We start from the raw sequence: 23,116 nt of genomic DNA on the forward strand, positions 1-23,116 counted from the left end.
GGTCCTCTCAACTGTAGGTCAGAAGTCTTGGCGCGGTTTCGGCGTCGATATGCGGCGTCTCGTTGAAGCCGTGCAAATAGACGGTGGTTCGGCCCGCAATGAGGCGGGTCACCGCGCAGTTCTTCATCTGAAGCTGCATCCCGATCATCTGCGCGGGCGGTGTCTCAAGCGTGTCGGCCACCATCTGCGCGATCGCGCCGCCGGAACTGACCGCGAGGACCCGCGCCGCGCCGTGTCCGATCATGGCGTCGCGGGCCGCATGCACGCGTGCGGTGAACTCGGCCCAGCGCTCCGGCGGATCGGCGATCGCATCGCGCTGCCATTCGAGAACTGTCTCGCGCAGGACGCGGAAATGCGTCCGCCGGTCGGTGTCGGTTCCCTCGGGCCGGGCCGTGTCGGCAAACCGCGCGTCGAGCAGCGCCTTGAAATCGTACTCGTTCAGCCCTTCATGCACCGCCACCGGAGCGGGATCGAGGCCGAGCCCTTCGGCCAATCCCTCGAACGTCTCGCGGTGGCGGCGCTGGGCGCCGGTGAAAACCGCATCCGGCTCCACGCCCTGCCGTTTCAGCACCCGGCCGAGCGCGCGCGCCTGTTGGTGACCGAGCTCCGACAGCACATCGTAGTCCGCCGCGCCGAACGACGCCTGGGCGTGACGGATGAGGATGATCTCGACCAAGATCAGACCTTCTGGTTCGAGTACTTCTTCAGCTCCATGCGCGCCACCTGGCGGCGGTGTACCGCATCCGGCCCGTCGGCGAAGCGGAGCGTCCGAAGTTTCGTCCACATGCGTGCCAGTTCGAAATCCTGGCTGATTCCGGCAGCGCCATGGACCTGGATCGCCTCGTCGACGACCTTCAGCGCCATCAGCGGCGCGACGACCTTGATCTGGCTGATCCAGGGCTGCGCGGCGCGCGTGCCCTGAGTGTCCATCATCCAGGCCGCCTTGAGGCAGAGCAGGCGCGCCTGTTCGATCTCCATGCGGGCATTGGCAATGATGTCGTAATTGGCGCCGAGATCGACCAGCCGTTTGCCGAAAGCCTCGCGGCTCATCGCCCGGCGGCAGAGCAGTTCGAGTGCCTTTTCGGCCTGGCCGATGGCGCGCATGCAGTGGTGGATGCGGCCGGGTCCAAGCCGCCCCTGTGCCACCTCGAAGCCCCGCCCCTCGCCGAGGATCAGATCCTCTAGCGGGACGCGGACATCGGTGAAGCGGATATGCATGTGGCCGTGCGGCGCGTCGTCATGGTTGAAGACGTGCATGGGGCGCAGGACCTCGATGCCCTCGGTGCCCGCCGGCACCACGAACATCGAGTGGCGGGCATGCTTTTCGCCGCCGGGGTTCGTGCAGGTCATCACGATATAGACGGCGCAGCGCGGATCGCCGGCGCCGCTTGCCCACCATTTCTCGCCGTTGAGCACCCAGTGGTCGCCATCGCGTTTGGCTGACATCGATATCTGCGTCGCGTCGGAGGAGGCTTCGCCCGGTTCGGTCATCAGATAGGCCGAGCGGATCTCGCCCTCCAGCAACCGCGAAAGCCAGCGCTTCTTGTGCGCCTCGCTGCCGTAACGCTCCAGCACTTCCATGTTGCCGGTGTCCGGCGCCGAGCAGTTGAACACTTCCGCACCCAGCTCGACCTTGCCCATTTCCTCGGCCAAATAGGCGTATTCCACAGTGGTCAGGCCGTAACCTTTCTCGCTGTCGGTGAGCCAGAAGTTCCACAGCCCGCGCGCCTTGGCCTCCGACTTCAGTTCGTCGAGGATCTCCAGCTGCCGGCCGGTGAGCTTGAACCTGTCGCCGGAAGGGTGCTTGCCAACCTCGGCCTCATACTCCTCGCTGAGCGGCGCGATTTCCGTCGCGATCATGGCGCGCACCTGCTCCACCAGAGGCTTCACCCTCTCCGTTATTCCCAGGTCCATGCATTCCTCCCTTTCAACATGGCGCCGCTGTCATGGTCGCGTCAGGCAACCTTGACGAGCGTCTTTCCGAAATTCTTTCCGTCGAGCATCCGCAGAAACGCGTCGGGCGCGTTCTCGAGGCCCTCGGTGACATCCTCGCGGTAGGCGATCTTGCCGGCACGGACAAGCGGCCCGACCTCGGCGAGGAATTCGCCGAAGCGGTCGAAATGATCCGAAATGATGAAGCCACTCACGGTAAGCCGGTTGACGAGGATGGTTCGCCAGACTTTCGGCAGCCGGTCGGGCCCGTCACTCGCGCCGCCGCCGAGCGCGCCGGCATTGTACCAGGCGACCATGCCGCAGATCGGGATCCGCCCGCCGACATTCATCAGCGGCAGCACGGCCTCCAGCGTCTTGCCGGCAACGTTTTCGAAATAGATGTCGACTCCGTCCGGACAGGTGTCCGCCAGGGCGGCGCGCAGCGCGCGGGCATCGGCGGCTGCGCGGTGATCGATACAGGCATCGAAGCCGAGCTGCTCGACGGCGAAAGCGCATTTCTCGGCCCCGCCGGCGACGCCGATCGCGCGCAGCCCCTTGTGGCGCGCAAGCTGGCCGACCATCGATCCGACCGGGCCCGTCGCCGCGCCGACGACGAGCGTCTCACCCTGTTTGGGACGTCCGATTGTGTTGAATCCGTACCAGCCGGTGAAGCCGGGCATTCCGAGCACGCCCAGCGACGTGGTCACCGGCGCGATCGTCGGATCGACCTTCCTGAGTTCCGCCGCGCGAACGACGCCATGGCTCGCCCAGCCGAACATGCCCATCGCGATGTCGCCGGGCGCGAACCTGTCGGAGCGGCTTTCGATCACTTCACCGACCGCGCCGCCGCCCATCTGCTCGTCGACCTTGACGGGCGTCGCGTAGGATTTCGCATCGTCCATCCGGCCGCGCATATAGGGATCGAGCGACATCCAGAGGACGCGCAACAGCACCTCACCCTCGCCGGGGCGCGGCATCGCCACGCGCTCCAGGCGGAAGTTCTCCGGCCCGGGACGGCCCTCGGGACGCTTGGCAAGTACAATCCTCTGCATTTCATCGGGCATGAAGTTCCTCCGCTTTGCCAAGTGCTGTCCAGGCAAGAGTGTTACCCGCATTCTTCCCGCTAGGCGATGGTTACGCCACCGTCGGCGACGATTACCTGCCCGGTAATGAAGCTTGCCGCGGGCGAGGCAAGAAACGCGGCGACCGGGCCGATCTCTTCGGGTAGTCCGATGCGGCGCAAGGGCGTGTTTTTCGTCCGCTGGACGAGGTTGTTCTCGTCCTCCCAAAGCGCGCGGGCGAAATCGGTCTTCACGAGGCCCGGCGCGATGCAGTTCACGCGCACATTGGCCGGCCCGTGCTCGACCGCGAGATTGCGCGCCAGCGCGAAGTCGGCCGCCTTGGAAATCCCGTATCCGCCGATGACCGGATTGCCGCGCATGCCGGCAATCGAGGAGATGATGACGATCGCGCCGCCGCCCTTCTCCTTCATCGCCGGGATCACCCGGTTGCAGAGCCACAGATTGCTCTTGACGTTCGATCCCATGATCTTGTCGAAGGCTTCGTCGGTCAGGTCTCCGAGCGGTCCGTAGGCGGGATTGACCGCGGCATTGCAGACGAGGATATCCGGAGCACCGAAGACATTTTCCGTCCCGGCGATCAGGCCTTCGACCTCCGGCTTGTGCGAGATGTTGCAGGGGATGACGGCCGCTTCGCCGCCATTCTTGCGGACGGCCTCGGCGACCGGTTCGCAGGCTTCCGCCTTACGCGACGAGACGACGACCTTCGCCCCGAGCCCGGCCATCGTTTCGGCAATCGCCCGGCCGATGCCGCGGCTCGACCCGGTGATGACGGCGATCTTTCCGTCGAGTGAGAATGGCATTGCAGGCATCATCGTCTGTCCCTTTCTATTGCCGGTCCCGACCGCATGATTACCGCAAATTCGCCATGCTGTCGGCACCCTCTGTGGAGGAAGAATTACGAAGATCCAGTCCAGGAATTTACCGGCCTGCGACCCTGAAAATCCTTGCGCGAATTCCCATATTCGGGGCCGGACGAGATTCGCGCTGTGAGCCCTGAAGAAAACGGGTATCAGCCATGTGAAATACGCATAGGCGGCGACTTGGTTTTGTCTTGAATGTGCACAATATTTATGCGAATGGCGCGTAATTGACGGGCATCGCGAAACAAACCGCGATCCGTCGATTTCACCCAGGTGTCAGAAGTTCAAAAGGAGGCGACCATGAACCGCGACGATCTCATCCGCGAATACCGCATGCGTGGCGCTTCCTGGCCCGCATTGGTCGGCGTCTACGCAGTCATCGTTGGCACGATGGTCCTGTCGGCGATGTCGATGACCTGATGGGTCTGGACGCGCCAAACCGGCGCGTCCGTACATCTCATATCATCTTATGACGATGCCCTTCGCGCTCGTGCGAAGGGTGATCTCTAGACATCGGCCGCCTCTCCGACATTGTCGACGCCGCGCTCCTCGAGCAGCGTGGTCAGCCAGTTCGGATCCATCTCCGGCACCGATGACAACAACAGGTCGGTATAGGCGTGGTGCGGAGGCTGGAACATCTCCTCCTTCGGTCCCTGCTCGACAACCTTGCCCCTCTGCATGACCACGACTTCGTCGGCGATTGATCGCACCGTTGCCAGATCGTGGGTAATGAACATGTAGGCCAGGTTCAGTTCCTTCTGCAGGCGGTCGAGAAGCCGCAGGATACCCTCGGCGACCAGTTGGTCGAGCGCACTCGTGACCTCGTCGCATATGATGAAGGTCGGTTCGGCCGCGAGCGCGCGGGCGATGCCGATCCGCTGCTTCTGTCCGCCGGACAATTCGGGCGGGTAGCGGTTGTAGTATTTCGAGGGTTCGAGCTCGATGAGATCGAGCAATTCATCAACCCTGTTCTTCAGCGCCGCGCCATGCAATCCGCTGTAGAACCGCGCCGGCCGGCCGATAATCTCGCTGATCTTGACCTTGGGATTCAGCGCCGTGTCGGCCATTTGGTAGATCATCTGCGCCTGGCGCAACTGGTCCTTGGTGCGGTTCTTGTAACTCGGCGGAAGGGCCTCGCCCTTGAACAGGATCTGCCCCTTGGTGGGGGGCAGAAGTCCCGTGATGCAGCGTGCGGTGGTCGACTTGCCCGAACCCGATTCGCCCACAACCGCGACGGTCATCCCCTCATAAATATCGAACGAGACGTCTTCGAGCACCTTCGTGTCGCCATAGGCGGCGTCGATGTTCTGAACCGAGACGACCGGCACGGCATCTCCACCGGGGCGCAACTTCTGCGGGCGCTGGAAGCTGCGCACGGCCCAGAGGCTCTTGGTGTAGTCCTCCTTGGGATTCTCCAGCATCTCCACCGTCGAGGCTTCCTCGACTTCGTTGCCCTTCAGCAGCACCTTGATCGTATCGGCCATCTGGGCGACGACCGCCAGATCGTGCGTGATGTAGATCGCCGCCGTGTTGAACTGGTCAACAATGTCGCGGATTGCCGCGAGGACCTCGATCTGGGTCGTCACGTCGAGAGCCGTAGTCGGCTCGTCGAATATGATGAGATCCGGTCGGCAGGCCATCGCCATCGCCGTCATGGCGCGCTGCAACTGGCCGCCGGACACCTGGTGCGGATAGCGGAAGCCGATTTCGGTTGGATTGGGCAGCCGCAACCGCTCGTAGAGCTGCATCGCGTCTTCCTGCGCATCCAGACGCTTCGAGATCCGGTACTGGATCGGCGCCTCGGTGTGCTGGTCGATGATCTTGTGCGCCGGATTGAACGAGGCCGCGGCGGACTGGGCCACATACGCGATCCGCGAGCCGCGCAAGGCCCTCAGATCCGATTCCGGCGTCGTCGTCAGCTCCATTCCGTCGAACTCGATCGAGCCGCCGGAAATACGGCAACCGTCGCGGGCGAATCCCATCGCGGCAAGCCCGATGGTGGACTTGCCGGCGCCGGATTCGCCGATCAGGCCGAGGACCTCGCCCCGATGCAGCGTCAGGTCGATGCCGTGGACGATCTCGATCCATTTCTCGTCCGAATACCCCTCGATCCGCAGATCCTTGATGTTGAGGAGGATATCTTTCTTCTGTTTCGTCGTCGTCATCTGATTATTCCTTCAATCCGGAGGAACGATAGAGCATCCAGTCGACCACGAAGTTGACCGACACGGTCAGCAACGCGATCGCAGCCGCCGGGATCAATGGCGTCATGTCGCCGAACGAGATCAGGGTGGCGTTCTCGCGCACCATCGAGCCCCAGTCGGCCGTCGGCGGCTGAATGCCGAGCCCGAGGAAGGACAGCCCCGCGATCAGAAGGAACACGAAGCAGAACTCCAGGCCAAATTCGGCGATCAGCGGAGCGGTCGAGTTCGGCAGGATTTCGCGCCGGATCAGGTACCACGTCCCCTCGCCGCGCAGCTTTGCCGCCTCGATGTAATCCATCACGACCACATTGCCCGCCACCGCGCGGGAAAGACGAAACACTCTCGGCGAATAGATGACGGCGACAACGACCACGATCACGGCAAGATTGGTGCCGAAGATACTCAGGATCAGCAGCGCGAAGATCAGCGAAGGCACCGACATGATCACATCGGCGATACGCCCCAGGAGCTGGTCGAACCAGCCTCCCTTCGTTGCCGCGAAGAGACCGCCAATCGCCCCCATGAAGAACGCCAGCAGCGTGGCGATGAGCGCGAGGCCGACGGAGTTGCGCGCTCCGAAGATGATCCGGCTGAACATGTCGCGGCCCAGCTGGTCGGCGCCGAGCAGCATGGTTTCGTCCGGCGGCGCGAAGGCCGACGCGATTACCTGGGACTCGCCATGCGGAGCGATGATCGGCGCGAATATGCCGGCGATCGCATAGGTGAAAATGACGAACATCCCGAATGAGGCGGTCAGCGGCGCGGTCTTGATTTCCTTGGCCGTTTCCCTCGGCAGGATGATGACAAGGAATTCCCGGAACGCGTATGACGTGCCGGCCGCGAGCGCGAGGGCGCCGGCGGCAAGCGTGACCGTCCAAAGTGCCGATACGCCGCCGATGATCCCCATGATGAAGGACGCAAGCGTCAGCGAGAACAGCAACATGAAGGGCGTGCGCTGCTTGTAATAGGCGGCAAGGCAGGACAGGCCGATGAGAAGGGCGTAATAGCCAACGACAAAATAGCTCATGACCTGCCCCTCACTTCGGATGCCGCAGACGCGGGTTGGTCAGGATAGAACCGACATCGGCTGCCAGATTGAGCAGGATGAAGGTTGCCGCGAAAATCAGACAACAGGCCTGGACCACCGGGAAGTCACGCTTGCTGACCGCGTCGACAAGCAACTGGCCGACGCCCGGATAGACGAACACCACCTCGACCAAGACAACGCCGGTAATGAGGTATGCGAGGTTCAGCGCCACGACGTTGATGATCGGCGCCCAGGCATTGGGCAGCGCGTGACGCACGATCACCTTCCATGGCGGAACGCCCTTGAGCCTCGCCATCTCGATATAGGGAGAGGCAAGCAGGTTGATGATCGCGGCCCTCGTCATGCGCATCATGTGCGCCGTGACCACAAGAACCAGCGTCAGCGCGGGCAAGAACGATCGGTAAAGCAGGTCGCCGAAACTCATGCCGTGACTCAGACTGGCGATGGCCGGAAACATGCTCGTTTTCACCGAAAGATATAATATGAGGATATATCCGAGGAAGAATTCCGGTGATGATATCGATGTTAGCGTCAGCACGTTGGCGACCCGGTCGAACACCGTGTTGCGCAACAGTGCCACGATGATGCCGAGGATAATCGCCAACGGCACCGCGATCACTGCGGCGTAGGCGGCAAGGAACAGCGTATTCCTGAAGCGCGGCCCGATCGCCGCGCTGACGCGTTCGCCGGAAACCAGCGAAACGCCGAAATCACCCTGCACAGCGCCGCTAAGCCATTCGACGTAACGCACCGGCGCAGGCCGGTCGAGGCCGAGTTGCTCTCGCATCGCGGCAACGGTTTCCTGTGTGGCGCTCTGCCCCAGAACCGCTTCCGCAATATCTCCCGGTAGCAGCTCGACCGCGAAAAAGATCAGGATCGAAACCACAAAAAGTGTGACAACGCCCAACCCGAGCCGCCTTGCCACGAGTCTCAGGATATCCCCCATCATGTCCCTCCAGGTAGTTCACGCCGACGCGGACGAGTCGGCCGGAGTGCCAACGTGCTTCGGTTGCCGCCGGCCTGACCAGTCAGTCCTGACCGGTGGCGACCGTTGCCGAGGCTATCATGCAATTCCGGTATCGCGGAACCGCTCATGATTATTTCGTTCCCGGCGCACGATTTGTGCGCCGGGAACGGACCTGATGCGAAATCAGGAATTGAACCACCAACGGCTTGCCGCGCGAGCGCCGTCGCACTCCCAACTTGCCGCAAGCTGATCCGGCACACCGACATTCGACCGGTGCGCGTAGACGAAATTGTTGAAGAACGGGATGATGGTGCCGCCATCGTCACGCATCAGCATGCACATCTCGCGGTACATCTCGGCGCGCAGCGTGTCATCGAGTTCGCCCTTCGCCTGCAGGAGCAGTTCGTTGAAGCGCGGGTTCTTCCAGTGCGATTCGTTCCAGGCTGCGTCGTCCTTGTAGGCCAGGGTAAACATGACGTCCGGTGTCGGACGCGCGCCCCAGGACACGAGCGTGAACGGCTTCACGAGCCAGACATCCGAATAGTAGCCGTCATTGGGCTCGCGGACGACGTTGACCGTGATGCCAGCGGCCTTGGCGTGCTCGGCGTAGAGAACCGCCATGTCGACCGCGCCGGCATAGACGCTGTCGGCCGTGCTGAGGTTGACCTTCAGTCCTTCTGCGCCGGCCTTCTTGAGAAGCGACTTCGCCTGATCCGGATCGTATTCGCGTTGCGGAATATCGTCCGGCCAGTAGGGCTGCGCCGGCGACAGGTGGAAGTCGTTGGCCTTGGTTGCTGCGCCGAAGGTGATCTTTTCGATGATCTCGTCGCGGTTCATCGCCAGTTTCATGGCGTTGCGGACATCGACATTGTCGAACGGCGCCGTGTCGCAGAACATCGGCATGGTGATAGCCGCAGCCGACGGCACATTGTCGATGACGATGTTCTTGTCACGCTGCAGCAGCGCCATCGTCTTGAGTTCGACGAGCGACACGCTGTGCACGTCGCCGGTCACCAGCGCGGTCTGGCGGGCGTTCGGATCGTTCAGAACGAGAATTTCGACCGTGTCGAAATAAGCGCCTTCGCGGTGCCAGCCTTCATGCCTGGAAAGCTTCCACTGAACGCCGAACTCGCCGCTGTCGATCTTGTAGGGGCCCGTGCCGTCACCGGATTTCCAGTCGATCGTACCGTCGTCATTGGCCGGGCAGATCGCCATGTGGTAGTCGGTCATCAGCCACGGGAAGTCGGCATTGCCACCTTTCAACGCAACCTTGACCGTATAGTCACCATCCTTGGTGATGTCGGTCACGTCGGTCAGAAGCGCCTTGGCGGCCGACGTCGTCTTGTCGCCGCGATGGTGGTTGAGCGAGGCAATCACATCATCCGCCGTCAGCTTCTTGCCGCTGTGGAACGTCGCGTTTTTCGTCAGCTCGAACGTCCATTCCGAGGCGTCGTCACTTGCCGACCAGCTATCGGCGAGGTCCGGTCCAAGCGACCCGTCGCCATTGATCATCGTAAGATAGCTGCGATGAGTATGGGCGAGGAAGATCATCTGGCGGGTCACATAGGTGCCCGGATCGTGCGTGTCGGACGTGTTGCCGTCATGCAGGCCCCAGCGGAAATTGCCGCCTTTCTTGGGCTGCGCGGCAGCTTCCTTCGTCCAAAGGCCGGTCGCTGTTGTTGCCGTCACACCGGCAGCCATAGAGTAATGCATGAAGTCCCGGCGAGAAATTCTTCCGCGTCGAGCTTCCTCGGCAATCTTGTCCAACATATTCTGGTGATATTTCTTCGTCATATTGCTAATCCTCTGCTGTCCTGTTTCTCCCATCGAGCACAGTCAGTACTCTGACAAATGACCTCAAAAGGCTCCTCCCAGCCGCGAATTTCTGATGGTCAGAATGCGACAATTTCGCAACTAAACACGAACATCTTGCGAGTTCTACCCGTCGAGCAGGATTTTCCAATCAACCGGCTCGGCCCAAGCATTGGCGTTGCCGGTGCATTCGCGGCGAAATCCCCAGCAATAAAAGGGAGTTAGCGCACTCCGGAAATTCACGATCTCCAGTCGGGACGGAGCACGGTTCCGAGGAGTCATCCCGCATCGGCAGCGCTTGGAAGCGCAAATTCGAAGCGCTTTGGACCTTGTCGAAAGGCGACTGCGACTCCGCCATGACCGTATTCGCGGAGGGCTCCGACGAACCGGCCCGGGCTCGGGCCCGCCGCGCACCGCAAGTCAAATCAAAGCAAAAGGCCGGCAACCGCTATTTGACACTTGCGGTAGCTTCCGTAACGTCAAGATTCCGGGGACATTCTGTCGTTCGCATGTCTGGCCTCGAGGCGCGCCGGAAAGCTTGCCGACGACGGCGGGAGGATATCGATGGAGTTTTTTATGGTTGCAGATCGCCGCGACAAGGCGCGTAGCGTGCTCTTTCCGCTGATTATGCTGCTGATGCTTCTGTCGGGTTTCCCGGCCCAGCTGGCCCACGCCCAGGAGGACACGCCGCAGGCAAGTGACGAAGCGTCCTGGAATGCCACATTCAAACGCATCGAGGCGATCATCGACGAAGGCACCGCATCGACGGCAAATCCGGAGCAAATACGCGCCGAACTCGCCGAAGTGCGCCGGACCACGTCCGAAATCGTCCAGCGCGGCAGCATCGCGGTCAAGACGCTGCAGGCGCAGCTTGAAACGCTCGGTCCGCCGCCCGCCGAGGGCGAAACGGAACCAACAGAAATCTCCGTTCGCCGCGCGCAACTGACCGCGGAAATCGGGAAGGCAAACGCTCCGATCCTCGCCGCCCAGGAGGCGAACCGGCGGGCCGACGTCCTGATCCAGGAAATCGACCGCATCATCCGCGACCGCGATGCGGAGAAGCTTCTCAAACGTTACCCCTCCCCGCTCATGCCGACGAACTGGCTGGCGACCGGACGCGAAATCGGCTCCTATTACACGCGGATCTCGCAGCAGATCGCCGCCTCGATCGAGGAACCCGATACGGCCCGACAGTTGCGCGACGCGGGGTCCGCGATCGTCATTCTGCTCGTCTTCGGCGTGCTCGTGCTCGTGCTTGTCCAGCCGCTCGCCGTCAACCGGTTCGAAAGGGCAATCGACAAGGCAACCGGCCGCCGCCGGGCCGTTCTCGCCGTCATGGAAAGCTTCTCGCGCCTCTTTCTGCCAACGCTCGGCGTCGTGGCAATTCTCGCCGCCGTCAACACCGCCGGCATCATGCCTTTTTCAGCCAAGACCCTGATCATGCAGGCACCGGCCATCGCGAGCTTCATGATTATCGCGAACTGGCTCGGATACATACTCTTCAAGCCAAATATCGCGATGTTCCGGATGCTGCCGCTCGAGGTTTCCGAAGCCCGCCGGGGGCTGCGGCTGTGCCAGGGACTGGGACTGATCCTCGCGCTCCAACTGGTGCTGGAATCGGCCGAGGCGGATTTCCTGTTCACGCCGGCCTCGGTCGCGGTGATGTCGGCGCCCGTGATTTTCGCGGCCAGCTTCTTCCTTTGGCGCCTGGCAACGCTGTTTCAGAAAAAACGCGCCGACATGACGCGTGAAAACACGGCCGAACCGGGCGAACACCTGGACACCGGATTCCTGAACCTCCTGGCGTGGCTGATGAAAATCGCCGCGATCGCCGCGATCGCCCTGATCCTGATCGGTTATGTCAATCTCGCCCGGCAGGCGATGGTTCCAATGATCCTGACCATCGGCCTGCTCGGCTTCGGACTGTTTCTCTATCACCTCATCATGGGCGCCGCGGCGGCGATCGTCGGCCACGAGCGGGACGGATTCGAAGGCCTGATGTCGCTTCTGCCCATCGCGGTCGTGTTCATGCTGGCGCTTGCCCTATCTCCCCTTCTCGCGCTGACATGGGGCGCGCGCCCGACCGATATCGGCGAGGTCTGGCGCCTTCTGACCGAGGGCGTCGAAATCGGCGACATGCGCATCTCGCTCGACGTCGTCATCACGCTCGTCGTCGTCTTTGCGATCGGGATGCTGATCACACGCTGGCTGCAGCAACTCCTGCGCATTTCCGTGCTGCCGAGAACCCGTCTCGATCCTGGCGCGAAGAACGCGCTGGTGACCGGTTTCGGCTATGTCGGCATGACCGTCGCCGCGCTCGCCGCCGTGTCCGCCGCGGGACTGAATCTTTCGAGCCTCGCCGTCGTCGCCGGCGCGCTTTCGCTGGGTATTGGTTTCGGCCTGCAAACGATCGTGTCGAATTTCGTTTCCGGGATCATCCTGCTCATCGAACGGCCGATCAAGGAAGGCGACTGGATCGAGGTGTCGGGACAATCCGGACTCGTTCGCAAGATCTCGGTGCGTTCGACCCGTATCGAGACCTTCGACCGTCACGACGTTATCGTTCCCAATTCCGACCTGATCGCGGGAATCGTCAAGAACATGACGCTGACCAACAAGACCGGGCGCCTGATCCTGCCGGTCGGCGTCGCCTATGGCAGCGACCTGGAGAAAACGAAATCGATCCTTCACGAAGCCGCAAAGGCGCATCCCGCAATCGCGCGCGATCCAGAGCCGACGGTACTGTTCATGGGACTGGGAGAAAGTTCACTCGATTTCGAGCTGCGCTGCTTCCTCAAGGATATCGGCGACATTCTGAGCGCGCATTCCGACTTGCTTTTCGCTATCTATGTCGAACTGGGCGAGAACGGGATCGAGATCCCATTCCCGCAGCGCGATATCCATTTGCGCGACATCGACCGGCTGGTCACCGCCATCGAGGGACGCAGGAAAGCGGCGCCCGTAAAATAGCGGAGGCCGCGGGCGATCAGGCGGACGTTGATAGCCGAACAGCGCCGGTGTATCGTTTTCGTGAAGTTCCTTGTCTCTTGGTGGAGCCTGCCTTTGAACCTATCGGCCCGAGAAGCGGATATCGTGTTTCGCATCATGCGAGACCTTTCGGCCGGCCATGATGCGCGCGAATTGCGCCTGCGCGTCGGCCGGACGCTTCTCGACCTGCTCGATGCCGATCATTTCGCCTCTTATGTTTGGGACAGCGAAAACAGCACGTTCGCAGAACGGGTGTCGATCAACATGTCCGACGACAACCTCACTTCCTACGAGACCTACTACCGGTTCCGCGACCCGATCACCCCGGTGCTGCAAAGGCGCCGTTCCGCCACCGGCGTCAGCGAGATCATGGCGCGCCGCCGCTTCGAGAAGACCGAGTTCTTCAACGATTTCCTGGCGCGCGACGGCCTGCATTTCGGCGTCAACTATTATGCCTATGCCGGCGGCACCAATATCGGCGACCTGCGGATCTGGCGCGGGAAGAACAAGGAAGACTTCTCCCGCCGCGAAGTGGAAATCCTCGACGCGATCGGCCCGGCCTTCACCAATGCAATGCGGACGGCGCTGGCGCGGGAAGGTGCGGAACGCGGCAAGATGGATCTGCTCGCAGCCCTCGACCAGGCCGCCGACAGCGCCGTGCTGACCGCGCGCGAAAAGGAAATCTGCGCGGCCGTTCTCGCGGGTCTTTCCGACCAGAAAATTGCGGACAAATACGGCATATCGTTTACGACGGTGCGCTCACACCTGAAGCACATCTACGAGAAATTCGGTATCTCGGGACGCACTCAACTGCTGTCCAAGGTCGTCCACTGAACGCGAAAATCCTCAATACTGAGGATAGGAATTCCGTTTTAGCCACAGCCATCATTGTCCCCACGGTCCGACAGCATTTCCGGAGGGACACTTGCCGCATCAAGAGCTTTTCGACCTGACGATCACGCAAGCGCTGGACGGCCTTGCCGCGCGCCGCTTCTCCGCCCGCGAATACGCCCGGGCGCTGATCGCGCGCTGCGAGGACCAGGCGTCGCTGAACGCCCTGGTTTCAAGCGACTGGGGCAAGTTGCTGGACGCCGCCGACGTGGTCGATACATCCGGCAAGGCCGGCGAAGGCCTCGGCGGCATTCCGCTCTGTCTCAAGGACAATATCAATACCGGCATTCTGCCGACCGGCGCGGCTACCGGCGCGCTCGCAGACCATGTCGCCGCAGCGCCCGCCCCGGTGGCGAAGGCGCTGTTCGATGCCGGCGCGCTGCTCGGCGGCACCGGCAACATGCACGAGCTCGCCTTCGGCATCACGTCCAACAACGGCGTGACCGGCGCGGCGCGCAATCCCTGGAATCCGGCGATGATCCCGGGCGGATCGAGCGGCGGCGTCGCCGCGGCGGTTGCCGGGCGCATGTTTCCCGGCGGCGTCGGCACGGACACCGGTGCATCGGTGCGGCTTCCGGCTTCACTATGCGGCCTTGTCGGCTTCCGGCCGACCGTCGGACGCTATTCCGGCGACGGCATCGTCCCGATTAGCCATACCCGCGACACGGCCGGTCCAATCACGCGCTCGGTCGCCGATACGCGATTGCTCGACCGGGTCATGGCGGGCAGCGGCACCGAGGCGACCCCTATCTTCCTCGCGGGGCTGCGCCTCGGCGTACCGCTCGGCTATTTCTACGACAATCTCGATCCGGCAGTCGCCGCCAATGCGGACGCGTCGCTGAAGGCGCTCACCGATGCCGGGGTGACGCTCGTCGAAGCCGACATCGCCGATATCGGCGAAATCAACGCCGCCGTCAGCTTCCCCGTGGCACTCTACGAATTCATGCAGGACCTGCCGCGCTATCTGCGCGACAACGGCCTCGACCTGACGATGCAGGATATTCTCGACGGGATCGGCAGTCCGGACGTGAAAGGGCTGTTCGCCTCCCAGATGGGGCCCGAGGCAATGCCGGAAGCCGCCTATCGAAAGGCGATGGACGAGGACAGGCCGCGCCTGCAGGCCGCCTATGCCGGCTATTTCGAGACCCACAAGATCGACGCGATCATCTTTCCGACGGCGCCACTTCCGGCGCGTCCAATCGGCGACGACGAAACCGTGGAACTGAACGGCGAACGCCTGCCAACATTCCCGACCTTCATCCGAAACACCGATCCGGCCAGCAACGCCGGGATCCCGGGCATCAGCCTGCCAAGCGGCCTCGGCCCGGACGGCCTGCCGCTCGGCATGGAACTGGACGGACCCGTGCTGTCGGACGACCGCCTGCTCGCCATCGCCGCCGCCATCGAAGCCGTATTCGCATTCGACGCGAGGCCCGCGTCCGCTTGAAACAGAAAACCGGGAGAAAACCATGAAAAGACGCGATTTCATCAAGACGTCGCTCGGCGTCGCCGTTACGACCGCGCTGACGGCCAAGCCACTGACCTCCGCGCTCGCCGCAAGCCCGATCAAGGTCGGTATCCTGATCCCGCTGTCGGGACCGGCCGGCCTGTTCGGGCCGTCGTCGCAGAACTGCGCCCAGATGGCCGTCGACGAGATCAATGCCGCCGGCGGCATTCTCGGCCGTCCGATCGAGCCGCTCTTCGCCGATGTCGGCGGACCGCCCGCCGACGCGACCCAGGCCGCGCTGAAACTCTGGAAGGGCGAGAAGGCCGAAGCCTTCATCGGCATGCATGACAGCGCCGTGCGCGGCGCGCTGACCAATCTGTTCAAGGGCCAGGTGCCCTATATCTACACACCCGTCTACGAGGGCGGCGAATGCTCGCCCGGCACCTATGTCATCGGCGAGACGCCGGAACAGCAGTTGGCTCCGGTCATCCCGTGGCTGGCATCGGAAAAAGGCGCCTCGAAATGGTACCTGATCGGGAATGACTACAACTGGCCGCGCGACACCAATGCCGCCGCCAAGGGCTATATCGAAGCCTCTGGCGGAACAGTCGTCGGAGAGGAATACCTGCCGTTCACCGCGGACAATTTCGATTCCAACCTCGCCAAGATCAGGGATACCGGCGCTAATGCTGTCCTGATCACGCTGGTCGGGGGCGCGTCGGTCGGCTTCAACCGCGCCTTCGCGAGCTTTGGCCTCGCCGACAGCGCGATCCGGCTCGGCACGCTGATCGAGGAGAACACGCTGGCCGGCATCGGCGCGGAAAACTCCAAGGGCCTCTACTCGTCGGCCGGCTACTTCGCCAATATCGACACGCCGGCGGCCAAGGCCTTCGCCGAGAAATACGCGGCGAAATTCGGCGCCGACGCGGCCGCGCTCAATTCGCTTGGCGAATCCTGCTACGAAGGCGTGCTGCTGCTCAACGCGCTGGCCGAAAGGGCGAAATCGCTGTCGGCGGCTGACATGGATGCCATCGCCGACGGCACGTCCTATGACGGCCCGCGCGGCGCCGCGACGATGTCCGACCGCCACGTCGCCAAGGACATCTATCTCGCCGAGGCCGACGGCGCGTCCTTCCACGTCGTCAAGACGTTCGCCAACGTCGACCCCGGCAAGAACTGCGGCTGAGGAGACTGCCAGGCGATGGAGCTTGTCGCGACCTACGGCCTGAACTTCGCCTATTCCACCGCAACCCTGGGGCTGATCGTCCTGGGGCTCGCGGTGGTTTTCGGCCTGCTCGGCGTTATGAACATGGCGCATGGCGAATTCGTCATGCTCGGCGCCTATAGCGCGCTGATGGTGCAACAGGCCGGCCTGCCCTATGTGCTGGCGATCCCGCTCGCCCTCTTCGTCTGCGGTGCGTTCGGCTGGCTGATCGAGTGGTCAGTCATCCGCCATCTCTATCGCCGGCCCTTCGACACGTTTCTGGCGACATGGGGCATTGCGATCCTGATGCGCAAGGGCGTCGAGGTGACGTTCGGGCGCGAATACCAGAGCATCGACCAGTCGCTCCCCGGAACGGTCGAGTTTTTCGGCATCGACTACCCGGCCTACCGGCTGGTTCTGATGGCGCTGATCGTGGCGCTGTTTGCCGGCCTGTTCGTCTGGTACCAGCGCTCGAACACAGGCGCCCGCATCAAGGCGATGGTGGAGAACCCCGAACTCGCCGCAGCCGTCGGCATCGACACGGCGCGGCTGTCGCGCGCGACTTTCATCGCCGGTGTAGCAACCGCCGGACTGGCGGGTGTTCTTCTCGCGCCGCTGGTGCGGGTCGAGCCCTATATGGGCCTCGACTACCTGCTCAATTCGTTCTTCATCCTGGTCGTCGGCGGGCTCGGCACGCTCGAGGGCCTGCTGACCGGATCGGGCATCATCGGCGGCGCAGACGTCGTCATTTCCGCGATCTTCGACAAGACCGCCGGATATCTGGGCGTGCTGACGATCTCCATTCTTTTCCTGTGGTTGAGGCCCGATGGCATTTTCTCGCGCCGCTAGTCTCGCGCTCGCCGCCCTGCTGCTGGCGTTTCCGTTCCTGAGCGACAGTTTCACGGCCTACCAGCTCGGCCTCTACCTGCTCTACGGCATGGTCGCGCAGGGCATCGCGCTGTGCTGGGGCCGGGCCGGGTTCCTGCCGCTCGGACAGGCGCTGTTCTTCGGTATCGGCGCCTATCTGGCCGGCGCGGCGCTGAAGGCCGGGGTCGGCTGGGCGCTGCTCGTTCCCGCCTTTGCCGTCGCCTGTCTCGTCCCGGCGCTTCTGGCCGGGCTCGTCGGCGCGCTGGTGTTCAACCGGCAGATCGGCTCGGGGCCGTATTTCTCGCTGATCACGCTGGCGCTCTCGATGCTGGGTTTCCAGTTGGCCAATTCGCTGAACGGCGTCACCGGCGGGTTCAACGGCATGACCGGGATACCCGGGCTGCCCGGCATCGACACCTACGAGACGCTCTATTTCGTCATCGTCGGCGCCCTCATTGTCTCGACGCTTCTGCTTGCGCACGTGATGCGGGCGCCGTTCGGGCAGTTGCTGATCGCGGTGCGCGAGAACGAGGAACGGCTGCAGTTCTTCGGCTTCCGGACTTCGATGCTCAAGGCGGCAGCCTTCGCGATCAGCGGCGGCGTCGCCGGGCTCGCCGGCGCGCTCTATGCGCCGCACCAGGGCATCGTGACGCCGCAGGCCGTCGGCTTCCTGCTTTCGGCCGAACTCGTGATCTGGACGGCGGTCGGCGGGCGTTTCGGGCTGATCGGTCCCGTCGTCGGCGCGGTGCTGATCGGCTTCATGGCGGCCGGGCTGCGCGACACGTTCCGCTACTGGGAGGTCGCGGTCGCACTGGTGTTCATCGCCGTCGTGCTGCGGCTGCCGGGCGGCATCGGCGGGCTGTTTCCGTCGGTCCTGCGCCTGTTCGCCGGCGAGGCGGAGTTGGGCAAATCCGGTATCGCACCGCATCCGCTCGCCGAAAGGGGCCATCGCAGTGCGCCCGACCTCAGGTTTGATGCTGTCGGCGTCAGCATGGGGCCGGTCAATATCCTCAACGGGCTCGACTTCGCCATTTCGCGCACGGGGATCCACTGCATCATCGGCCCGAACGGTGCCGGCAAGACATCGGCGCTCAACGTGCTCACCGGCCGTCTGCCGCTGGCGACAGGCGACATCAGCTGGCGCGGCGCATCGCTCGCCAACACACGGCCCTATATCGCGGCACGGAGCGGCATCGGCCGCAAATTCCAGGTGCCGTCGATCTTCCCGGAACTGACCGTCAGCCAGAACATCGAAATCGCGGTATGGGCGAACCGGCTGAGCGCTCGGGAAATGTTCTCGATGCAGCCCTATGCCTGGACGACGGAGATGCTCACCGAATTGCGGCAGCGTTTTCCGTCTCTGACCGAGGGCGAAAAATCGGCCGGCTCGCTGTCGGTCGGTCAGCGGCAGATGCTCGATTTCTCGATGACGCTGCTCGCGGAACCCGACCTCGTCCTGCTGGACGAGCCCTGCGCCGGCCTTTCCGCCGAGGAGACCCGGCAGATGATCGAGGCCATCGCAGCGATCGCCGCCGAGACGCAAGCCACCTTCATCATCATCGAGCATGACATGCAGGTCGTCGAACGACTGTCGGACCATGTCCTCGTCATGCACCAGGGCGCGCTGCTGGCGAATGGCACCATGACGGAGATACGTGCCAATCCGGACGTGAAGCGCGTCTATGCCGGAGGCACGAAATGAGCGGCGCTCCCCTCCTCTCGGTCGAGAATCTTTCCGGTGGCTATGGCGAGATCGTCGTCGTCAACGGATTTTCGCTCGACCTCGCAGGCGGCGAAGTGGCCTGCGTCACCGGCCGCAACGGTGTCGGCAAATCCACCCTGGTGCGCCTCGTGACCGGATCGCTGAAACCGTCTTCCGGGCGGGTCGTGTTTCGCGGCCGGGACCTGACCGCCGCGCCGGCGCACGGCCGCGCCAGGCAGGGCATGGGATATGCGCCGCAGGAAGGCGTGGTGTTCGACAACCTGACCGTCGCCGAAAACCTCACGTTGCATCACAAAGACCGTTCCTTGGAGCGATACGGCGACCTTTTCACGGCCTTCCCGCGCCTGTCCGAGCGGCTGACGCAAAGGGCCGGAACGCTGTCGGGCGGCGAAAAGAAGATCCTCTCCTTCTGCCGTGCGCTTGCCGAGGACACCGTGCTGGTGATCCTCGATGAACCGACCGAGGGCGTTCAGCCGGAAAACATCGCACTGATGGCCGAGGCGATCCGGCGCGGAAAAGAAACCGGCCGCGCTTTCCTGATCGTCGAGCAGAATCTGAGCCTCGTCGAGGCGGTGGCCGATGCGGCGTATCTGCTGGATCACGGCGAATGCGTCTATTCGACCACGGAACGGGACGGCCTGCGCGCCCGTCTGTCGGAACGGCTGCAACTCTGACCAGCCATTCAGGCCGGAACCTTTTCCGCGCCGGTGAATTTACACTCCGTTACAGGCATGCCGACGGAAGGCCGAGGACCGGCCGGCCGCCGGAAATTTCCCGCCCAAATTTGCAACCCGGGCAGGAATGGCCCAAAACGGGCCCTGGCCGATCCCATTGGCGACTTCACGATGAGCAACTGCCCCGCTCTCTCCCCGGACCAGAAAACAAGGAAAAACAACCGAATATGTGTGGAATTGCCGGAGAAATCCGATTCGATGGCGCGTTTGCCGACACCTCGGCCGTGGCACGGATGACCGAAACGCTTGCGCCGCGCGGCCCCGACAGCAGCGGCATCGTCGCGCAGGGGCGCGTCGCCTTCGGGCACAGGCGGCTGAAGATCATCGACCTGTCGGAAAAAGCCGGCCAGCCGATGATCGATCCGGCGCTCGGCCTGACCATCGTCTTCAACGGCTGCATCTACAACTATCCGGAACTGCGCGAAGAGCTGATCGCTGCCGGCTACGACTTCTTCTCGCATGGCGACACCGAAGTCGTGCTCAAGGCGTTCCACAAATGGGGCGAGGCCTGCGTCGAGCGATTCCACGGCATGTTCGCCTTCGCGATCCACGAGCGTGACACCGGCACGGTGACGCTGGCGCGCGACCGGTTCGGCATCAAGCCGCTCTACTATTCGGAGACCGACAAGCGCATCCGTTTCGCATCTTTCCTGCCGGCGCTGTTGAAGGCCGGCGATGTCGACACCGACATCGACCGCGAGGCGCTGCACAATTACATGACCTTCCATGCCGTCGTGCCGCCGCCGCGCACGATGCTGAAAGGCGTGCGCAAGCTGCCGCCGGCGACGACGCGGCGCATCGATGCCGATGGCTCGGTTACCGACCGGGTCTACTGGTCGCCGCCCTACGAACGGCGCCCGGAGGACACGGGCCTGACGCGCGACGACTGGCGCGACCGCGTGCTGGAAGCGCTGCGCGTTTCGGTGCGTCGCCGCATGGTCGCCGACGTTCCCGTCGGCGTGCTCTTGTCGGGCGGGGTGGATTCCAGCCTGATCGTCGGGTTGCTCGCCGAAGAGGGCCAGAAACACCTGATGACCTTCTCCATAGGGTTCGAGGAAGCCAATGGCGAAAAGGGCGACGAATTCGTTTATTCCGACCTGATCGCTGAGCGCTACGCGACGGATCACCACAAGATTTTCGTGCCGTCCGATCACCTGATCAGCCATTTGCCGGACACGATCGCTGCGATGTCGGAACCGATGGTCTCCTATGACAATATCGGCTTCTTCCTGCTCAGCCGCGAGGTGTCAAAACACATCAAGGTCGTGCAGTCCGGGCAAGGCGCCGACGAGGTGTTCGGCGGCTATCACTGGTACCCGCCGCTCGCCAATTCCAACGACGTCGTCGGCGACTACGCCAAGGTGTTCTTCGACCGCACGCACGAGACGCTCAAGAAACAGCTCGGCGACCGCTGGATCGCCGACAGCAACGTCAGCCGCTCCTTCGTCAGCGAACACCTGCTGCGCGGAGGCGCGGCGACGCCGGTTGACCGGGCGCTGCGGCTGGATTCGCATGTCATGCTGGTCGACGACCCGGTCAAGCGGGTGGACAACATGACGATGGCCTGGGGGCTGGAGGCACGGGTGCCGTTCCTCGACCACGAACTGGTCGAGCTGGCGGCGACGATCCCGCCGGAGTTCAAGCTGCACGACCACGGCAAGGGCGTCCTGAAAGATGCCGCGCGTCTCGTCGTTCCGCACGAGGTGATCGACCGCAAGAAGGGCTATTTCCCGGTGCCGCAGTTGAAATACATCCAGGGCGAGTATCTCGACATGGTCAAGGACGCGCTCGGATCGAAGCCGGCGCGCGAACGCGGCCTGTTCAGGCAGGATTATCTCGAAACGCTGTTCGCCGACCCGGCCAGCCACATCACGCCGCTGCGCGGCTCGGAACTGTGGCAGGTCGCGTTGCTGGAAATGTGGCTGCAGTCACACGGCATCTGAGGATTTCCGATGGCCAAGGGCAAAGACAGTTCGAAATCCGGCGCCGGCGCCCGCGAACGGCAGGGAAGCGACGCCTATGCGCACCGGCTGAAACGGATGCGCGAACAGGGGCTGAAGCCGCCGATCGCGCAACGCGGCGAAGAATCCGAACACATGACGCCGCGCGCCGTGCTCGATTGCGGCTGGGGACGTCTCGTCTTCGCCCAGACCTTCGACGATTCCGCCGCCATGATCGCGGCGCTGCGCGGCGAGCGGCCCGACCAGCGCGACATCGCCGTCTATGTGCGCAATCCGCATGTCCTGCTCGCCAATGCGCCGCAGGAACTCTTCCTGGACCCGTCGCACACCTATCGGCTCGACCTGTCCGGTTACCGGCCGTCGCGCCGGGGACCAAAAGGCTTCTTCATCCGCCGTCTGACCTCGCAGTCCGACGCCGAGGCGATCAACCGGATCTATGCATCGCGGTCGATGATCCCGGTCCCGCCGGAATTCTTCTGGTCGAAGCGCGATGCGCGCACGATCATCTATTTCGTCGCCGAGGACGAACAGACCGGCGAAGTGCTCGGCACGGTCACCGGCGTCGACCACATGCGCGCCTTCAAGGATCCCGAACGCGGCTCGTCGCTGTGGTGCCTCGCGGTCGATCCGGCGGCCCGCCATCCGGGTATCGGCGAGGCGCTGGTGCGCCGTCTGGCCGAATATTTCACGGTACGCGGCGCCGCATTCCTCGATCTCTCGGTGCTGCACGACAACGAGCAGGCGATCGCGCTGTACGAGAAACTCGGCTTCCAGCGCGTCTCCTTCTTCAACGTCAAGCGCAAGAATCCGATCAACGAGACGCTTTTCACCGGGCCAGACACCGACGACGCGCTCAATCCCTACGCCAAGATCATCGTCAACGAGGCGCGGCGGCGCGGCATCCATGTCCAGGTCGTCGATGCGGAGGCCGGCTATTTCCGGCTGACCCACGGCAGCCGCTCCATCCTGTGCCGCGAAAGCCTGTCCGAACTGACATCGGCGGTCGCGATGTCGATCTGCGACGACAAGGCGGTGACGCGCCGGATCGTGAGCGCCGCCGGCGTGCGTGTCCCCGAACAGCTCGCCGACGGCGCAAGCCCGGACGAGATCGCTGAATTCGTCAAGCGTTGCGGCAAGGTTGTCGTCAAACCGGCGCGCGGCGAACAGGGGCGTGGCATTGCCGTCGGGCTTTCCGATCCGGACGAAGTCGCGGCGGCCATCACGGCGGCACGCGCCGTTTCCGACACGGTCCTGCTGGAGGAATATGTCGAAGGCCAAGACCTTCGCCTCGTCGTCATCAACTTCAAGCTCGTGGCTGCCGCAATCCGGCGGCCGCCGGTGATCGTCGGCGACGGCGAACGCACCGTCCGCGAACTCATCGCCGCGCAGAGCCGGC

17 protein-coding genes are annotated in these 23,116 nt (G+C 63.3%); 9 read left to right on the forward strand and 8 right to left on the reverse strand.

What is annotated here, in order from left to right:
- Positions 1-7: 7 nt before the first annotated feature.
- The 8 genes from IG169_RS14745 to IG169_RS14780 form a co-directional block, all read right to left on the reverse strand.
- Entirely contained in the window at positions 8-676 is a 669-nt protein-coding gene (locus IG169_RS14745) for a histidine phosphatase family protein (RefSeq protein ID WP_193176984.1), read from the reverse strand.
- Positions 677-678: 2 nt separating this feature from the next.
- A complete protein-coding gene (locus tag IG169_RS14750) occupies positions 679-1,914 on the reverse strand; it encodes an acyl-CoA dehydrogenase family protein (protein ID WP_193176985.1) in 1,236 nt (411 codons plus the stop codon).
- A gap of 41 nt (positions 1,915-1,955) precedes the next feature.
- A complete protein-coding gene (locus IG169_RS14755; RefSeq protein WP_193176986.1) occupies positions 1,956-2,996 on the reverse strand; it encodes an NADP-dependent oxidoreductase in 1,041 nt (346 codons plus the stop codon).
- Between the two features lie 59 nt (positions 2,997-3,055).
- Positions 3,056-3,823 (reverse strand): SDR family NAD(P)-dependent oxidoreductase, encoded by a 768-nt coding sequence (locus tag IG169_RS14760; RefSeq protein WP_193177006.1) that lies wholly within the window; start codon positions 3,821-3,823, stop codon positions 3,056-3,058.
- A 557-nt stretch (positions 3,824-4,380) separates the two neighbouring features.
- The gene (locus IG169_RS14765) at positions 4,381-6,039 is read right to left on the reverse strand and encodes an ABC transporter ATP-binding protein (RefSeq protein ID WP_193176987.1); all 1,659 of its coding nucleotides are present in this window, start codon (positions 6,037-6,039) and stop codon (positions 4,381-4,383) included.
- Positions 6,040-6,043: 4 nt separating this feature from the next.
- Positions 6,044-7,105, reverse strand: a complete 1,062-nt coding sequence (locus IG169_RS14770; RefSeq protein ID WP_193176988.1) for an ABC transporter permease — start codon at positions 7,103-7,105, stop codon at positions 6,044-6,046.
- Between the two features lie 10 nt (positions 7,106-7,115).
- Positions 7,116-8,072 carry an ABC transporter permease gene (locus IG169_RS14775; RefSeq protein WP_193177007.1) on the reverse strand — a complete coding sequence of 319 codons (957 nt, stop codon included), beginning with the start codon at positions 8,070-8,072 and terminating at the stop codon, positions 7,116-7,118.
- Positions 8,073-8,276: 204 nt separating this feature from the next.
- On the reverse strand, positions 8,277-9,806 hold the full coding sequence (locus tag IG169_RS14780) for an ABC transporter substrate-binding protein (protein ID WP_210326039.1): 1,530 nt from the start codon (positions 9,804-9,806) through the stop codon (positions 8,277-8,279).
- 663 nt (positions 9,807-10,469) lie between these two features.
- Between IG169_RS14780 and IG169_RS14785 the strand changes: the two genes are divergently transcribed.
- The 9 genes from IG169_RS14785 to ngg all read left to right on the forward strand — a co-directional run.
- Positions 10,470-12,875: a DUF3772 domain-containing protein gene (locus IG169_RS14785; RefSeq protein ID WP_210326040.1), complete on the forward strand. Its 2,406-nt coding sequence runs from the start codon at positions 10,470-10,472 to the stop codon at positions 12,873-12,875.
- Between the two features lie 135 nt (positions 12,876-13,010).
- Positions 13,011-13,727: a helix-turn-helix transcriptional regulator gene (locus IG169_RS14790; RefSeq protein WP_193176990.1), complete on the forward strand. Its 717-nt coding sequence runs from the start codon at positions 13,011-13,013 to the stop codon at positions 13,725-13,727.
- Positions 13,728-13,818: 91 nt separating this feature from the next.
- Positions 13,819-15,231, forward strand: coding sequence for an indoleacetamide hydrolase (gene iaaH / locus IG169_RS14795; protein WP_193176991.1), 1,413 nt, complete (start codon positions 13,819-13,821; stop codon positions 15,229-15,231).
- A gap of 22 nt (positions 15,232-15,253) precedes the next feature.
- Positions 15,254-16,417 carry a substrate-binding domain-containing protein gene (locus IG169_RS14800; protein ID WP_193176992.1) on the forward strand — a complete coding sequence of 388 codons (1,164 nt, stop codon included), beginning with the start codon at positions 15,254-15,256 and terminating at the stop codon, positions 16,415-16,417.
- A 15-nt stretch (positions 16,418-16,432) separates the two neighbouring features.
- Complete coding sequence (locus IG169_RS14805) at positions 16,433-17,284, forward strand: branched-chain amino acid ABC transporter permease (protein WP_193176993.1); 852 nt, start codon at positions 16,433-16,435, stop codon at positions 17,282-17,284.
- Complete coding sequence (locus tag IG169_RS14810; RefSeq protein ID WP_193176994.1) at positions 17,262-19,004, forward strand: branched-chain amino acid ABC transporter ATP-binding protein/permease; 1,743 nt, start codon at positions 17,262-17,264, stop codon at positions 19,002-19,004. Before IG169_RS14805 ends, IG169_RS14810 begins: the two co-directional genes overlap by 23 nt.
- Positions 19,001-19,699 carry an ABC transporter ATP-binding protein gene (locus IG169_RS14815; RefSeq protein WP_193176995.1) on the forward strand — a complete coding sequence of 233 codons (699 nt, stop codon included), beginning with the start codon at positions 19,001-19,003 and terminating at the stop codon, positions 19,697-19,699. Before IG169_RS14810 ends, IG169_RS14815 begins: the two co-directional genes overlap by 4 nt.
- A 227-nt stretch (positions 19,700-19,926) precedes the next feature.
- The gene (locus tag IG169_RS14820; RefSeq protein WP_193176996.1) at positions 19,927-21,702 is read left to right on the forward strand and encodes an N-acetylglutaminylglutamine amidotransferase; all 1,776 of its coding nucleotides are present in this window, start codon (positions 19,927-19,929) and stop codon (positions 21,700-21,702) included.
- A 9-nt stretch (positions 21,703-21,711) separates the two neighbouring features.
- On the forward strand, positions 21,712-23,116 hold a 1,405-nt coding region (ngg, locus tag IG169_RS14825), incomplete at its 3' end, for an N-acetylglutaminylglutamine synthetase (RefSeq protein WP_193176997.1).

It is taken from the genome of Oricola nitratireducens (assembly GCF_014904745.1).
In the GTDB taxonomy this organism is placed as follows: Bacteria; Pseudomonadota; Alphaproteobacteria; order Rhizobiales; family Rhizobiaceae; genus Oricola; species Oricola nitratireducens.